General features: G+C 35.3%; 12 protein-coding genes. All 12 read left to right on the top strand.

Going from position 1 to position 16,307, the window contains the following annotated elements:
* Nucleotides 1-17: 17 nt before the first annotated feature.
* The 12 genes from ABD745_RS12395 to ABD745_RS12340 are packed head-to-tail and all read left to right on the top strand — an operon-like array spanning nt 18 to nt 16,286.
* Nucleotides 18-689, top strand: coding sequence for a Pvc16 family protein (locus tag ABD745_RS12395; protein WP_344830195.1), 672 nt, complete (start codon nt 18-20; stop codon nt 687-689).
* Nucleotides 690-701: 12 nt separating this feature from the next.
* Complete coding sequence (locus ABD745_RS12390; RefSeq protein ID WP_344830193.1) at nt 702-2,636, top strand: phage tail sheath C-terminal domain-containing protein; 1,935 nt, start codon at nt 702-704, stop codon at nt 2,634-2,636.
* Nucleotides 2,637-2,660: 24 nt separating this feature from the next.
* Nucleotides 2,661-3,098: a phage tail protein gene (locus ABD745_RS12385; RefSeq protein ID WP_344830191.1), complete on the top strand. Its 438-nt coding sequence runs from the start codon at nt 2,661-2,663 to the stop codon at nt 3,096-3,098.
* A gap of 11 nt (nt 3,099-3,109) precedes the next feature.
* A complete protein-coding gene (locus ABD745_RS12380; RefSeq protein ID WP_344830189.1) occupies nt 3,110-3,568 on the top strand; it encodes a phage tail protein in 459 nt (152 codons plus the stop codon).
* Nucleotides 3,569-3,579: 11 nt separating this feature from the next.
* The gene (locus tag ABD745_RS12375; protein WP_344830187.1) at nt 3,580-3,753 is read left to right on the top strand and encodes a DUF5908 family protein; all 174 of its coding nucleotides are present in this window, start codon (nt 3,580-3,582) and stop codon (nt 3,751-3,753) included.
* Nucleotides 3,750-4,520, top strand: a complete 771-nt coding sequence (locus tag ABD745_RS12370; protein ID WP_344830184.1) for a CIS tube protein — start codon at nt 3,750-3,752, stop codon at nt 4,518-4,520. The genes ABD745_RS12375 and ABD745_RS12370 overlap by 4 nt, the downstream gene beginning before the upstream one ends.
* A gap of 6 nt (nt 4,521-4,526) precedes the next feature.
* On the top strand, nt 4,527-6,197 hold the full coding sequence (locus tag ABD745_RS12365) for a phage baseplate assembly protein V (protein WP_344830181.1): 1,671 nt from the start codon (nt 4,527-4,529) through the stop codon (nt 6,195-6,197).
* 1 nt (nt 6,198) lies between these two features.
* Nucleotides 6,199-6,489, top strand: coding sequence for a PAAR domain-containing protein (locus ABD745_RS12360; RefSeq protein ID WP_344830178.1), 291 nt, complete (start codon nt 6,199-6,201; stop codon nt 6,487-6,489).
* Nucleotides 6,490-6,501: 12 nt separating this feature from the next.
* Nucleotides 6,502-6,918: a GPW/gp25 family protein gene (locus ABD745_RS12355; RefSeq protein ID WP_344830175.1), complete on the top strand. Its 417-nt coding sequence runs from the start codon at nt 6,502-6,504 to the stop codon at nt 6,916-6,918.
* A 4-nt stretch (nt 6,919-6,922) separates the two neighbouring features.
* The gene (locus ABD745_RS12350) at nt 6,923-10,267 is read left to right on the top strand and encodes a hypothetical protein (RefSeq protein ID WP_344830172.1); all 3,345 of its coding nucleotides are present in this window, start codon (nt 6,923-6,925) and stop codon (nt 10,265-10,267) included.
* 2 nt (nt 10,268-10,269) lie between these two features.
* Entirely contained in the window at nt 10,270-13,296 is a 3,027-nt protein-coding gene (locus tag ABD745_RS12345; RefSeq protein WP_344830169.1) for a hypothetical protein, read from the top strand.
* Between the two features lie 11 nt (nt 13,297-13,307).
* A complete protein-coding gene (locus tag ABD745_RS12340) occupies nt 13,308-16,286 on the top strand; it encodes a hypothetical protein (protein WP_344830166.1) in 2,979 nt (992 codons plus the stop codon).
* Nucleotides 16,287-16,307 lie beyond the last annotated feature (21 nt).

The following is a 16,307-nucleotide window of genomic DNA, read 5'->3' as shown; positions in this document are numbered from 1 at the left end:
TGGTATAAACTGATGCCATGAAAATCACAGAGTTTCTTTCGAAACTTGTTACTGCAGTAAATGCAGAAATAACAGGAACTCCAATTGTTGAATTAGCCAATATTGCTACTTTGAACGATGGAGATGAATTTCTGTCTTCCAAATCTTCCATTATTTTATCAATTGTAAATATCGAAGAAGATAAAATACTTAAAAATCAGACTTTATATAAAAATTATATTCCCTCAAGTGAAAGTATAGAAAAATACAAAAATCCCACTCAGAATTTAATTTTATCACTCTTATTTGCTTCTTATAATATAGACCAGTCGAAATACGCGGAAGGAATAGATAAACTGGAAGTCGTTATTCGGTACTTTCAAAACAAACGTGTTTTTTACTGGCAGCCGCCAAATTTATCAGAAAATATACCGGGTAGCGGTTCTTATGACAAGCTTATATTTGAAATGGTAAGCCTGAAAACCGATCAGCTTAATCAAATGTGGTCTTATCTCGGAGCGAAATACATGCCTTCGGTATTGTATCAGGTACAGATGATTTCCATTCAGACAGGAGAAACTTCGTCAGATGAAATCATTAAAAAAGCTAAAATCCAGCTTTGGGAAAATAATCCTAATGATGCTACCGGACATCTTGAATCCGGTACTTTCACTAAAGATGCCAATAACGAAATTATAACAACTACTTAAAAATTAGTAATCATGAATATTAGTGCCATTAAAACTCCCGGAGTGTATATCAATGAAATTGATGCATTTCCTCCATCTATCGCTCAAGTTGCTACCGCTATTCCTGCGTTTGTAGGATATACCCAAAAAGCAACTTCTCTGAATGTTCCTACTCGAATTTCTTCTTTAATGGAATACGAGCAGTTTTTTGGCGGAGCTCCTGCTCCTGCAGGAATCTCAGTAGATTTAGACAGTAATCTGGTTCCTTTGGATACTTCCTCTGTTACAGAAAGTAAATTCAAGCTTTACAACAGTATGCGTTTGTTTTATGCCAATGGAGGAGGAGAATGCTATATTGTTTCTATCGGACTTTATACTGATAGTCCATCTTTTGATGCTACTACAAAAGGAAAATTTACCGACGGAATCGACAAACTGGAAAAGTACGATGAACCTACATTAATATTATTCCCGGATGCTGTTAATTTATCAGCCGCTAATTTAGGAGCGGTACAGGTGCATTCGTTAATGCAGTGTCAGAAACTGATGGACAGATTCACCATTATGGATGTAAAACAATCGGCGAACTTAATCGATGACAGCGAAGACTTCAGAGATGAAATAGGAAACCAGAACCTGAAATACGGAGCAGCTTATTATCCTTATTTACAGGCTAATTTTCCTTATCAGTTCAGGTTTAATGATATTAACGGAACTACCGCAGGAAAAGTAAATTTTGCCTCTGTCTATGCCACAGATTTAGCTATAAAGCCTTTACTGGATAATTTTGATGTTACCTATAAAAAAGTATATCAAAATACGGCTCCAAAAGGATTCAGCGTAGAATGGAACGAACAAAATAAAGATAAAGTAACGATTTTAGACGATTTTAGTAATTCTAAAGATTATGTAAATAAATTATGGGATTATCTGGAAGTTCTTGGTCAGACTACAACTTTAGCCAATCCGTTTAAAACTTATGTACAAGGCTTGATTCCGGTTTCTCTGAAACAATATGCTCAGAAATTGGTTGATTTTAAAGATATTTACGATACGTTGCAAATTGCCGGAGCTGATCCGGATGTAGATCCTCCTGTTAATTTAGCCGACCTTGATGCAAATCCTGATGCAGATTTTGATGATACAATCTGGAGAAATGGTGCATTTGCGGCTTCAGTTACAAATCCATATGCAGGAGCATTAATTACTGCCGGTTTAGCTGATAAAGCAAAAATTCAGGCAGCTTTGGATAAACTGAATTCACAGATTATTGCTGCAATGAGCTCCGCAATGAGCGCATTGGAAAATTATGTAATGGAAGAAGAAAATAATCTGATTTCTAACATTCCGCTTTTTTCAATAATTGTTTCAAAACTTTCTCAATCAATGAATACAGTTCCCCCTTCAGGAGCTATTGCGGGAATTTATGCACAAACTGATGCGACAAGAGGTGTTTGGAAAGCTCCGGCGAATGTAAGTGTAAACTCAATAATAGGTTTAACGGACGATATCAACGATAAAGATCAGGAAAATATGAACATCCACGAAACCGGAAAATCCATCAATGCGATCCGAAAATTTACGGGAAGAGGAAATCTTGTCTGGGGTGCGAGAACTTTAGCAGGAAACAGCAACGACTGGCGATATGTCAACGTAAGAAGATTAGCCAATATGATCGAAGAATCTGTAAAAAAAGCCTGTATGCAGTTTGTATTTGAGCCTAATGTTGCCCAAACATGGGTCAATGTGAAAGGAATGATCGAAAATTATTTAACAACCCTTTGGAACGATGGTGCTTTGGCAGGAGCAAAACCTGAACATGCATTTTTTGTAGCAGTTGGATTAAACCAAACCATGTCTGCACAGGATATTCTGGAAGGCAGAATGATCGTAAAAATAGGATATGCTCCTTCAAGACCTGCAGAATTTATCATTTTAGAATTCAAGCAAATGCAGCAAAAATCTTAATTATTAACTCTAAAACTATACATCATGCCAAATACAGATTTTCCGCTACCAAAATTTCACTTCAGTGTAGAATGGGGCGGTAGCAAAATAGCTTTTACGGAAGTTTCCGGTTTAAATAAAGAAATGGATGTTATTGAACATCGTGTAGGCTCAAGCCCGGAATTCTTTAAAAAGAAAATGCCCGGAATGCTGAAACTCAGCAATATTACACTCAAAAGAGGAGTGTTTGCAGGAGACAATGAGTTTTATGACTGGTACAATACGGTGGCTTTAAATACCGTGGAACGCCGCAATATCACGATCTCTTTATTAGACGAAAACCACGAACCAAAAGTGGTATGGAAAGTAAAAGACTGTTTTATAGTTTCTTTAAAATGCACCGATATGAAATCTGATGCGAATGAAGCAGCCATAGATACAGTAGAAATAGCCAATCATGGATTTACAATGGAACACGTATAAATCTAAACATCATGCCTGATAGCAATCCCATCCCCGGTTTTTACTTTTCTGTAATCTTTGAATTATTGCCACAATTTAGTGTCGATACAAAATTCCAAAGTGTTAACGGACTGAAAGTTACGATGGAAACCGAACCTTACACCGAAGGCGGACAAAATAAATTCAAGCATAATTTGCCGTTGCGTTCCGGATACCAGGATTTGGTTCTGAAAAGAGGATTAACTTCGGATATGTCTGGTTTGTCGATGTGGTGCAGTCAGGCATTGGAAGATTTTGTTTTTTATCCTGCCAATCTGATTGTTTCTTTATTAAACGAAAAAGGAAACCCTCTGAAAGTCTGGTATGTATCACATGCTATTCCGTTGAGTTATGAATTCAGTGATTTTGATGCAGAACAAAATAAAATTGTTATCGAAACCATAACGCTGAAATATAACTTTTTTAAAGAGCTTCCGGTTCCTAATTTTTAATGATTATTGAAATGGCTATTCAGATTAAAGAATTACACATCAAAGTAAAGATTGAAGAAGAGTCGGTAAATTCTGCCCGTTCTCAGCAAATAGATCCTTTAAAAATACAGGAACTAAAATCGCAGCTCATTAAAGAGTGTACCCGTGAAGTATTGGAAAAACTTAAAGAAAGAAAAGAAAGATGATACAGGCAGCATTAGGGATTATAGACAAAATGCGGATCGAAGTATACGAAAGTAACGACTATAAAAAGACCCCTAAAAAAACCATTTTTGTTCAGCTTAATCCCGAAAAATACAGTCTTAAACATAACGTAATGTTTTGTGATGGACAGCCAATGGGAGCTTCTTCTAATAATTTAAGTTTTAACAGAATAGAAGGGGAAGAAGTCACTTTTGATTTCGTGTTTGACAGTTCAGGGGTTGTACCGCCGGGAAAAATAAAAGACGGAAAAGGAGAAATGTCTTTGCTGGATAAAGCCGGAGATGTTCTTGATGCTTTATCACCTGCCATTGTAAATCCTTTTGCCGAAATTAAAACAGTGGAAAAGGATGTAGAAGAATTTAAGAATCTTGTAATGGGTTATAACGGGAAAACCCATCAGACAGCCTATTTACAGATCCTTTGGGGCGGCTATAAGTTACAGTGCCGCTTAAAAAGTATGGATATTGAGTACACCCTTTTCAGGAAAGACGGACGACCGATCAGGGCAAAGGCAAAATGTATTTTCAAAGGTACCGCGACATATGAAGTAATGGTTGCCAGACAAAATAAAATGTCTCCCGATTTAACGCATCTCAGAACGGTTAATATGAATGACAAGCTGGCTTTAATGGCAGAAAATATTTATGAAAATCCTTCATATTACATAGATGTAGCTCAAACCAATCAATTATTAAGCTTCAGAAAAATAGAAACCGGGCAAAACATTTCGTTTCCGCCCATTAAATAAAATGATATGCCTGTTCAACCTTATATATCGACTGATGACCTTCTAAAGCTGGAATTTTTAACAGACGGAAAAGATAATGGTCTCGATGCTTTACTTAAAGAAGCACAGGTTACTTTTGAGCTGAATAAAATACCTTTTGCCAAATTTACTTTTATCGCTTCAAATCCGGATATAGATACGAAAGCAGATTTACCGACGGATTTGCTTAAAAAAGGACAGAAAATAGAAATAAAAGTAACGGTAAATAAAACCCCTCAGACTTTGTTCAAAGGATTTATCAAGTCTATTGAAAAAAGTATCAGCGATAGCTGTACGACGGTAAAAATTGAATGCAAAGATCAGGCTTATCAATTGACGACACCATCTGAGGAATCTGATGACAGTACCGAAACATTCAAAGCAAAATTAGATAGTTTTTTGACTCAGGCTAATGTTATCAATAAAATTGAATCAAACGGGCAGAGTTGGGAAGATGAACACATAACCCGCAATCTTCATACGATTCCGTGGGATTATCTGGTCGGGTTTTTAGATTCAATCGGGATGATGGTGAATGTAAGAAACGGAGAATTCAATGCTTTAGATATTTTAGAAACCATTCCCGAAGAAAAATATGCAGCAGAAAACGGAATCAATGTATTCACATTTTCAGGCAGAGAAGACGAATCAAAAAAACTAAGCAAAGCTTCAATCGAATATTGGGATCCATCTTCTCAGTCAATGGAAAAAATAGAAGCAGAACAGGAAGCTGAAAAAAATATAAAAACATTGACGCTTAACGAAAGCCGTTTTTTGGTTTCTACAATGACAAGAATGGCAAATACTTTCCTTAAAAGAAGTAACCACGCTGTCATTCAGGGAGAACTTTCAACTTTCGGAAATCTGGAAGCGAAAGCAGGAGATTTTTTAAGTTGTAATAAAGTGAATAAAGAAATTGATAAAAAGAAATTATTAATATCTAAAGAATATCACACCTTTGAAAATGCCTGTTGGAAAACCGAGTATACTTTGGGTATAGAAACAGAACAGTCTTTTACTGAAGCCAATTCGCCTTCCGTTCCTGCTCAACAGGCGCAAACCGGACAAACCAATTCGGTAAGCGGATTACAGATCGGTGTTGTGACTCAGATCGAAGAAGATCCTGATAATCAATTCAGAATAAAAGTAAGAATACCCACACTTTCTGAAAGCGGTGAAGGAGTCTGGGCAAGATTAGCCAATGTGTTTTCAGGAAACGAAATGGGAAGCTTTTTTATTCCCAACGTGAATGATGAGGTGATTGTAGGATGTCTGGGAAATAATCCGGATACACCAATTATTTTAGGAAGTCTTTACAGTTCACAAAATGCAATGCCGTTTCCTATTGAAAAAGAAAATTACACCAAAGCTTTTGTAACCAAAGAAGGGACAAAAATACAGTTGGACGACGAGAAAAAATCTATCGAACTCAGTACAAAAAAAGGCAATAAACTTTTGATCAGCGATGATGAAAAAGGCTTTGTACTCGAAGATGAAAATGGAAATAAAATATTGATGAATGCAGACGGAATCACATTAGACAGCAGCAAAGATCTTATTCTTAAAGCCAAAATGGATTTCAAAATGGATTCAGCAAAAGCGGCGCTTTCGGCGTCTGCAACAATGGATGTAAAAGGATCAATCATAAAACTCAATTAATATGCCCGCAGCAGCAAGAACCAGTGACATGCACGTTTGTCCGATGGTTACAGGAACAGTACCCCATGTAGGTGGCCCTATTTTACCGGGAGGAAATTCTACGGTATTAATCGGCGGAATGCCGGCTTCGGTAGTAGGAGACAGTTGCGTTTGTACGGGACCACCCGATACAATTGTAAAAGGCTCGGCAACAGTGCTTATCGGCGGAGCTCCTGCCGCTAGAATGGGAGATTCTACAGCACATGGAGGAACGATCGTTTTAGGTTGTCCGACAGTGATCATTGGAGGTTAAAAACTAAAAACTATGAAAACAAATGATTTTTTAGGAAAAGGATGGGGATTTCCTCCGACTTTCAATACGGTTACCAGAACGGTTGAAACAGTTTCCGGTGAGAAAGATATTCAGGAAAGTCTGCAGATTTTACTGAGTACACAGCTTACGGAGAGGATCATGCGTTCAGACTTCGGCTGTGATCTCACACCGCTTCTGTTTGAAAACGTAACAGTAACGCTCCTCACAAAAATTAAAGGCATCATTGAACATGCTATTTTAACGTATGAACCGAGAATAGATGTAAATGATATATATTTTGGCTCAGAAACCAATGATACACAAGGAATTATTAGAATTGAGATTGAATACACGATTCGTGCTACCAACTCAAGGCTTAATTATGTATTTCCGTATTATCTAGAAGAAGGAACTTTTATTAAAATCTGACATCATGGAAAATTGTTCTTCAAAAATATCAATCCATCAGGGAATGGGAACAACCCAAAATGCAAGGTTTTTGTCTGCCTTACAACCCTCTTATTTTCTCCTGGATGAAAGAGAGGAGATAGATTATGTTGTGTTGGCTCAGAAAATGTCTCAATATGTAAACTATTTTAATGAATCTGATTCTCATAATGCGCAAAGCGATTGGTCACCATTTTTTGGATGGGAATCTACCGCGATTTTAGCTCAGATTTTCAAGTGGAATATCGAAGATTATGAGAAAAAATATAAAAATAATAAAAAATCTATTGCGTTAATCAGTGATAATGGAGAGCAGAAAAAAATCATAAAAAAAGTCTTTGAAAAAATTCAATATGATTTTACCAAACTTACAGATAAAGTAACCACTTTAGATGACAGTATTTCAATAAAAGAATTTTTAGTAAGTTCTAAAACAGCGATTGAAGCTCAATTGAATGCGATTTTGTTAAAAATCACCAATGAAAATTCAATCATCACTTTATTACAAAGTTATCAGTTTAATAAAAATATTCAGAATCTTTTCGGATTGCTTTTATATTGGAAAAACAGCACTGAAAAAGCATTCACACAACAGTTAGAAAGTTATCCTTCTCACGCTCCGCATTATGCTTTGTTTCTGGCTTTTTTAAAGCTTTTAGGCATCGCAAAAAATCATCTGAATGACTTCACCAAAAGACATCTTGATTTTTATTACAAAGATGTTTTACAGTTGCTTCCACAGAAAGCACAACCGGATTTTGTTCATTTATTAATCGAACCTGCTGCCAATAAAAACTCATTTCTGTTACCGAAAAATACCATTTTCTCAGCAGGAAAAAATTCGTTGGGGAAAAATAAATTTTATGCTTCCACTTCAGATCAGGCGATTAATTCTGTGAAAATTAAATCTTTTCTAAGCCATCACATTGATCAGAATGTCTGGAAAAAAACAGATTTATTTCCTTTAAATGCAACAAATATCCCTTTTTCTGCATTTCCATCTTCCTCAGAAAATACGGAAACCGGTTTGCTACTGGCAAGTCCGTTATTTTACATGAAAGGTGGAACAAGAACCATTACTTTGAAATTTGATCCTCAGATTTTAGATCCGAATTCATTTGATTTCTGGATTACCGGAGAAAAAAAATGGGTGGAAATTACTCAGGAAAATAAAGAATTAACTCAGAATAAACGTATTAAACTTACCATTCCTGCTTCCGAAAAAGCGATTGTTCCGTTTAATAAAGAAATTCATACGGGAGAAATTATTGCAACATCACACCCGATTCTTAAAATAATTCCTAAAAATAATACCGAAAAGATTGATTGTAAAACGCTCGAAATCGAAATCACTGTAAACGGATTGAAAAATCTGATTGTTGCGACAGACACAGGAGTTGTAGACATCAATAAGCCTTTTAAACCTTTCGGAGATTTTCCTAAAAACGGAAACGGATTTATCATCGGCTGCAACGAATTTTTCCTGAAAAAAGGCGCAATTGCCAACTTTTCAATTGAAAGTGATGCGATTTCGTCTTATCCTTTTGCCGGAACATTAAATTCTGCTGTCACAAATAATGTCAGTAATTTAGCGCAAAGCAGTGCCAATACTTTAGCGCAAAGTAATATTTGGGCACAAAGCAAAATATCAGATGTTCAAAATTTAAGTCTGAATACAAATTTTTCGGCAACATTTGATAATCTTGCTTCTCAGATATTTATCGGCTCAATTTATACTTATAAACGTTTGGTTGATAGTTCTTTATTGTTGGAAATGAAGGATGGCAAATTTGTTGAAAGCGGAACTGCAACTTTCAATTCTGTTTACACTAACAGTCAATGGGTTAAAGAATATGCTGAAGACGTTATTCCCGATAAAGAAAGCATTTCCGGATACATCAGAATTCAGCTGGAAGATCCCAAATATGAAGGTGAAAAATTTTTGCAAGACTATATAAAAGCAGCGAAATTAGAGTCTCCCGTTTTGCCGAAAGTTCCTGTTATTCAGTCTTTGGTGATGAATTATTCGGTCACTCAAAAATATAATTTCAATGCTTCAGATAATAGTCTTAATGTATTGGAGTATTATCATCTTTTACCTTTCGGATATGAAAAATTAAGTCCGAAATCTTCTTTATCATTAATTCCGGATTTACCACAAAAAGGAGAGATTTATATCGGATTTGAAAATGCGCAACCCGGAAACGGATTAAGTGTCCTTTTTCAAATGGCGGAAGGAACAGCCAATCCGAGAAAAGAACCGGCAAAAATATCCTGGGAATATTTATCCGAAAATCAATGGACATCGATAGATTCACACGATATAGGAGATGAAACGCTAGGTTTATTGCAATCCGGAATCATCAATTTAACTGTTCCTGAATTTGATAATACACAAACTGTCGTTTTACCGAAAAATCTTTTCTGGTTAAGAATTTCAGTGGATGAATCAGACAGAATCTGTCATTTTGTAGGGATCCACGAACAGGCTTTAAAAGCCGTTTTATTTGATTTTGAAAATAACGGAAGCGATTTTCTGGAGGTTACGCCAAAAGAAACGGTTTCAAAATTATATCAACCTCATGCTTTTGTTAAAAAAGTAAAACAGCCATATCCTTCTTTCGGAGGGAAAAAGCAGGAAGAAGATACGCAGTTGTATCAACGAAGCAGCGAAAGACTGAGACACAAACAAAGAGCGATCACTTCGTGGGATTATGAAAGGCTTATTTTACAGGAATTTCCTGAAGTGTACAGAGTGAAATGCTTAAACCATTACCGATACGATTCAGGAAGTGTTTCCAATGTTTCTGCGGGTTATGTAACGCTGATTCCTGTTGCGAAATCACTCAGTTCATCCACCGTTTGGGAATGGAAACCGTTATTAAGTTTAAGTACTTTACAGCGTATCAAAAACAGAATCATGGGATTGTGTTCTCCGCATGTTCGTTTGTGCATAAAACCGCCTGTTTTAGAGAAAATACAGATCACCTGTAAAGTAAAATACAGAGAAATTCCGGGTGCAGATACACGTTTGTATGCAGATCTTTTAAAAGAAACGATCAACCGATATATCAGTCCGTGGGCTTACAGTGATCTTGATATTGATTTTGCAAAGAAAATAGAATTGTCCTCACTAATTCAGTTGATAGACAATCGGTCTTTTGTAGATTATATAATTGATTTTAAGGTGAATCAGCTCATTCTGGATAATGAAGAAAATACGGTCATTAAAAAAATGGCAGATGTAAAGGAAATTGTTCCGCAGACAGATTACACTTTGTTTATTCCTAATGATATCCATGAAATTAAAGAACTCAAAAACAACTGTTAACCATGAATCCCGAATATTACATACCATCAGAAAGAATATTGAAGCCTTCGCAGGATTATAATTTTTTGCGAAAAGAAGGTTTAAAATATATCGAGAAACTGGGCAACACTTTCTGGACAGATTACAATGCTCATGATCCGGGAATTACAACCCTGGAAGCACTTTCTTATGTGATAACAGAACTGGGATACAGAACAGATTTTGAGACTAAAGATCTTTTGACCAACGAAAACAGACAAATCCTGAACGGGTCATTTTTCACAGCCAGAGAAATCATGACCAATGGAGCATTGACAGAACTGGATTACAGAAAATTGCTGATTGATATTGAAGGCATTACAAACGCTTGGTATTTAGCGACAAGAAAAGAAACCGATCCATTTGAGTATCATTTGCCAAATCCTGCAGAACAAAAATTATACATCAATGTTTTAGAAGATAAATTAAGCTTTGCTTCAAAAGATAAAAACAACAAATCATTAGAACAGCTTTCTGTAAGAGGTTTAAATAAAATTATCATCGAACTGGATGAAGATGTAGCTCTCGGAGATCTCAATACAACTGGGCTTGAATTTGCATTTTTACAATCTTCACGTTGGGTACAGGTCAATATAACTCCCGAATTTTCTTCATGGAATGATCCTAAAGCGCTTTTGCTGAGCAAAATGGATAAAACCTTCAAAATAAAAAATAAAAAAGTAGAGATAAAAGATGATACCGTGGTTATTGTTGTTGAAAGAACAACTCAAGTAAATGATACCTTAAAATTTATCGTCGAACCTTTTGATAAAAATGAACTTCAACAGGTGAAAGATCATTTCAGCACAGAAAAACCGATCTGTGAGATCATTACTTTACTGAAAGATAAAAAAGAAAAAGTGGACGGAATTTTCAGAACCGTTCAGCAAAAACTGCATCAAAACAGAAACCTTACCGAAGATTTTCTTTGTGTAGAAACCATCAAAAGTGTAGAAATAAGTTTCTGTGTCGATGTAGAATTAGCACCTGAAACCGATTCAGTGGAAGCAATGGCTCAGATTCAGATGGCGATTGAAAAAATCCTGAATCCTCCGGTTCGTTTTTATACTTTGTCTCAATTGATGGAGCAGGGTTTACATTCCACCGAAATATTTTTAGGACCAAAATTGAAACACGGTTTTCTTAATGACGTTGAGCTTCAAAAAGCCCAGCTTCCGAACAGCATTCACGCTTCAGATATTATTGCCGCCATTATGGAAATTAAAGGAATCGTTTCTGTTGAAAATCTTTTGATGACGGCTTATAATTCTTTGGGACAACCGATTACAGGAAGTATGAACCAAAAATGGTGTCTGCATTTATCAGGCGAAGAAAAACCTTTGTTTTCTGCTGAGAAATCAAAAATATTACTGTTTCAGAAAAATATTCCTTTTCTTTTGTCAGAAAACAGTCAAATGTTGGTGGATCAGAAGGTTCAGCAGCTTAAAGCTCAGATAAAAAATTACAAATTATATTCGGTTCAGGGTGATTTGCCTGTTCCAAAAGGAGAATTTTATCAATTGGATGAATATTACAGTGTCCAGGAAGAATTTCCGGTGAATTACGGTTTAGGTGCCAACGAAATCTCGGATAAAGCTCCCGAAAAAAGAAAAGCCCAGGTGAAACAACTGAAAGCGTATCTGCATTTTTACGATCAGTTACTGGCAGATTTTTTCAGTCAGTTGTATCACGCTAAAAATATTCTGGATATTGAACCTGTACAATATACTTATTTCCCTAATTATCTGGATAAAAACCCGAAAACAGGAAAAGATTTTTACTCAAAAGAAATTTACAGAGATGATTTTAAAAATGCACTATTAAACGGCGAATCTGAATTTGATGTTTCTCTTGAAGAATCGCAAACTGTTTTCAATGACAGACGAAACCGGGCTTTAGATCATCTGATGGCTCGTTTCAGCGAAAGTTTCAGCGATTATGTCTTTATGATGTACAAAGTAAGTCAGGATTCCGGAGGTTTGGGAGAAATGACTTTTCAAGCTCACGATCTGATTCACGATAAAGAAGCATTTTTAAAAAATTATGCCGAAATCAGTTCTGAAAGAGGTTTGGGAATAGATTATCTCAACACAAAAATCAACAATAATAAGTTTGATTTTCAGAATTTCTGGGAAACAGCTCACAGAGGAGGTTACGAAAAAAGAACCGCAAAATTGTTGGGAATCAATAACATCGGTTTGAGAGACATCGTAACAGAAGATGAGGTTCAGGCGCAATGGACATTGCCTGTAAAGATTAATAATCAATCTGTTATCTGCAAAATTATGCAGCCTTTAATTGATTTAGGTATAAAATGGAAATGGACTCAACAAAATTTACTCAATCCAGGTGTTTATTTCATTCATAAACAAGGCAGTAAGTTTTTCATTTATTTAGGCGAAAATCCTAAGAAAATAGCGACGATAGACAAAACTTTTAAAAGCTATGAAGAAGCATCCGAATTTTTGTATCAACTGATTCAGTTATTAAATGAAGCGTATGAAAATTTCTACTGTTTAGAACATATTTTGATAAGACCTTTTCCTCCTTTTAACAATGATACAGAAGATTTGTTGACGGTTTGTTTAAAAGATGACTGCAAAGACGAAGCTAATAATGATCCTTATTCCTTTAAAGCAACCATCGTTTTACCGGGATATTTATCAAGGTTTAAAAATATTACTTTCAGAAGATATGCAGAGCAGATTTTCCGTCAGGAAGCTCCTGCTCATGTTTTACTCAAAATTTGCTGGGTAGGATATGAAGACATGCTGAATTTCCAGAAAGCGTATAAAAACTGGCTGGAAAACTATAGATATTTCAAACTTAAATATTGTAGCAAAACTTTAATTAAAAAAGATTTTACAATTTTTAGTCAGTATCATAAAGAGCTGATAAAAAGGCTTAAAGAACTCAACACTATTTATCCTGAAGGAAATTTATACGATTGTCAGCTCAGCGAAACCACCAATCCGATTGTACTAAGTAACACCTCATTAGGAACTCTTTAAAATTTACAACCATGAAAACTCAAAATCCATCCAAATATCCTGTTTTTGAAGCCGATCAGGTTTTAAGTCAGAAACACCTGAACCGTGCCATAAGTTATCTTGAAGAGCAAGATCGGATTACCCGTGTCGGAGGCATCGGCATTGGTATTGTCTGTGGTCTGGAAATTTCGCATCCGCAATCGAGCCAGATTACCATAAGTTGCGGTACAGCTATTACTTCATTGGGTTATCAGATCAATTGGGAAGAAAAAACGTTCAGTTATTATCATCCGATCGAATTATCTGCTGATTTTCTCGCTCCGAAATTTATCGATGGAGAGTATCTTGACCTTACGTTACCTCACGCTAAAAAATATGAGCCGTTAAAAAATTCCATTGAACTTTTACCGACCAATACATTGGAAGTCGATCGAATAGCGATCCCGAATAATTTTTTCAAGGATAAAATTGTCATTCTCTTATTGGAAACCTCGTTGATTGACGAAAAAAACTGTGTAACAACCAATTGTGACGATAAAGGCAAAAGAATAGAGTTCAAAATAAGACCATTATTAATTTCTATTAATCAGTTAAACGCTTATCTGTTCCCGGAATATCCGAAAGTGGTGAATTTTGAAAAAATTTCGTTACCGAGATATAATGTTCCTCATCATCAATTGATAACAGGTTCTGATGTTTTGAATGAATTTAAAAAGAATTTGTCGGATTCTGTCATCAGCAATGTTTCAGATAAAATAAGTCTGGCTTACAAAAGTTATCAATCAATCATCAGCAATACCGTTGATTTTAATGTATTGAATAATCCTAAAACCGCTCTGGAAACAGTGATTAATGCTCATAAAAACAGTATTAATGTACAATATTTATGGGATTGGATGTCGGATATTTCTTCCGCTTACAACGAAATTATAGAGTTTAATGAAAGAAATCCTTCTTTATGCTGTGTGGATGAAACGATGTTTCCTTTTCATGTTGTTTTAGGAAAAGTGGATGATAATGATATTAATTACCGAACTCCATTTTTCTCAACTCAAAATAGTTCGTTAAAAAACAATCAGAAAAGAAAAGAACTGTCTTTGCTGTTTGAAAGACTGATTCATTTGATTAAATTCTGGAAAGTGCAGAATAATGGTATTAAAGTAACACCTTCTGTTTACGGAGATGTTCCGCTTTCTAAAAAATCGATTCCTTATTATTATGATCAGATTTTAGAACTAAACAGAAAATGGAGTCCTAAGAAAACAGGAAAAAATAAAAATAACGAGATCCTTTCTTATCATTCAGAAACAGCGAATTACACCAATTTAGATGTGGTGAAAAAACCTTTGCTGTATGATATTGAAAAGTTCAATTTCTTTAACATTGAAGGACATTTAGGTAAAAAATACACAGACGTGGTTGAAGAGCTGAATATTATGAAAAACAGTTACAATCTTCCGTTTAAAATCACTGCTTTGAATGCAACAGATTTTGTCGGAAAAGTACTGGATATTTCAAAATTTGAGGGAAGATGGGACGATCTGGAAACCGATTATGATTTGGCAAGAAAAAGATTGTACAACATCACAGAATTTGTAGTGAACTGGATTACAAGTAATAAAGCGACGATCGTTCAGCAAAATTTACTGGGAGCGGAAAGTATTGATAATTTAAAAAATATTTTAAGTCAGATTAAAAACTTATTACCGAATGATCTGAAAGATTTTCTTCCGAATTTCGTTAGTTTCAATCAGGTTTTCAAACAGTTGAACCAGACTTTCCTGATTCACAGATGGTGTATTCAGTTCACAAAACCTCAGTTATCAACGACAGCAGAAGATTTGATTGACAGATTTGATGATATTAATGAACTCTTTTTAGAGGATCCGTTTGCGGTCATTTATGAGGAAACGCAGATTCGTTGGCAGAAGATTTACAAAGATATTTTCTTTTCGACTTTTATTCAGAAACATCCCGGAATAGAGCATAAAGCGGGCGTTACGAAAGGCGGAACTTTTATTTTAGTGTATGTAGATTCTACGATTTTTAAAGCCGTAAAACCACTTTTACCTTACACTCAGATCCTGACTTTACTCACGAATTATCAGAATAATTTTACTCAGGTTCCGACAAGTGTAAAACAGGATATTGAAGCAAGTATCAATTTTAAAGATTATACAACACAAATTATCACTCCGCCCATCGAAGAACTTGATAAATGCAAACAGGAAACCGAAAACATCAAAGCAAATATCCTGAAACTGGCAGATTTTAATATGTCTCCGACGTACACCAAAGAAATGAAATCTTATTTATTGGGAAATCTTTCTTATGCGATGCAGTTTCAGGTGAGTAATGCGACCGATATTCCTAATCAGCAAATGGTGATTGCAGATTTTTTCCTTCCGTATTTATGTTGTAGCGAAGGAAATACTATTGAGATTAAAATAGAAAAAGCCGAACCTTTGTCTATTGCACTGAAAACTTTACAATATTGTAATACCGATGATAAAGAATATGAAGTTGTGATAAAAGGAAAATCCGGCGGAACTTTTTCGGGAACTGCAAAAGATGCAATCGTTCAGAAAAGTGATAAATATTTCTTAAAACCTAATCATGCATCCATTAAAAAAGCCGGAAAATATACTTTACAATATGAAAGTGAAGGCGAATTGAGCAATACGTTAGAAATTGAGATTTCCGAACCAAAAGAAATTGCTAATTGGAACGCTGTACGAAATTCCAGAGATATAACGGTTTTTGAATTCATCAATGCGGATCAGGAAGATAAGCATGAATATGAGATCGATTTTGGTGATAAATCGGAGAAAATAACCACCGATAAAAAATCAGTGAGACATGCCTTCCCGTTCAACGAAAAAGTGAAATCATTTACTGTAAATATTAAACAATTAGGAGAAATCTGCCCAAATACACAGCAAATTATCGTAAAAACCGGTGATTTCAACAATCCTGATTTTAATGATAAAGATTTTGATACTCAAAAATAATAACCCCAACTAAAAAACAAA

Source organism: Chryseobacterium ginsenosidimutans (assembly GCF_039536845.1).
GTDB lineage: Bacteria > Bacteroidota > Bacteroidia > Flavobacteriales > Weeksellaceae > Chryseobacterium > Chryseobacterium ginsenosidimutans_B.
This window is presented reverse-complemented; position numbering and strand designations above follow the sequence as displayed.

Coding starts and splice junctions, on each gene's coding strand:
- ABD745_RS12395 (WP_344830195.1), top strand. CDS start 18: ATGAAAATCACAGAGTTTCTTTCGAAACTTGTTACTGCAGTAAATGCA.
- ABD745_RS12390 (WP_344830193.1), top strand. CDS start 702: ATGAATATTAGTGCCATTAAAACTCCCGGAGTGTATATCAATGAAATT.
- ABD745_RS12385 (WP_344830191.1), top strand. CDS start 2,661: ATGCCAAATACAGATTTTCCGCTACCAAAATTTCACTTCAGTGTAGAA.
- ABD745_RS12380 (WP_344830189.1), top strand. CDS start 3,110: ATGCCTGATAGCAATCCCATCCCCGGTTTTTACTTTTCTGTAATCTTT.
- ABD745_RS12375 (WP_344830187.1), top strand. CDS start 3,580: ATGGCTATTCAGATTAAAGAATTACACATCAAAGTAAAGATTGAAGAA.
- ABD745_RS12370 (WP_344830184.1), top strand. CDS start 3,750: ATGATACAGGCAGCATTAGGGATTATAGACAAAATGCGGATCGAAGTA.
- ABD745_RS12365 (WP_344830181.1), top strand. CDS start 4,527: ATGCCTGTTCAACCTTATATATCGACTGATGACCTTCTAAAGCTGGAA.
- ABD745_RS12360 (WP_344830178.1), top strand. CDS start 6,199: ATGCCCGCAGCAGCAAGAACCAGTGACATGCACGTTTGTCCGATGGTT.
- ABD745_RS12355 (WP_344830175.1), top strand. CDS start 6,502: ATGAAAACAAATGATTTTTTAGGAAAAGGATGGGGATTTCCTCCGACT.
- ABD745_RS12350 (WP_344830172.1), top strand. CDS start 6,923: ATGGAAAATTGTTCTTCAAAAATATCAATCCATCAGGGAATGGGAACA.
- ABD745_RS12345 (WP_344830169.1), top strand. CDS start 10,270: ATGAATCCCGAATATTACATACCATCAGAAAGAATATTGAAGCCTTCG.
- ABD745_RS12340 (WP_344830166.1), top strand. CDS start 13,308: ATGAAAACTCAAAATCCATCCAAATATCCTGTTTTTGAAGCCGATCAG.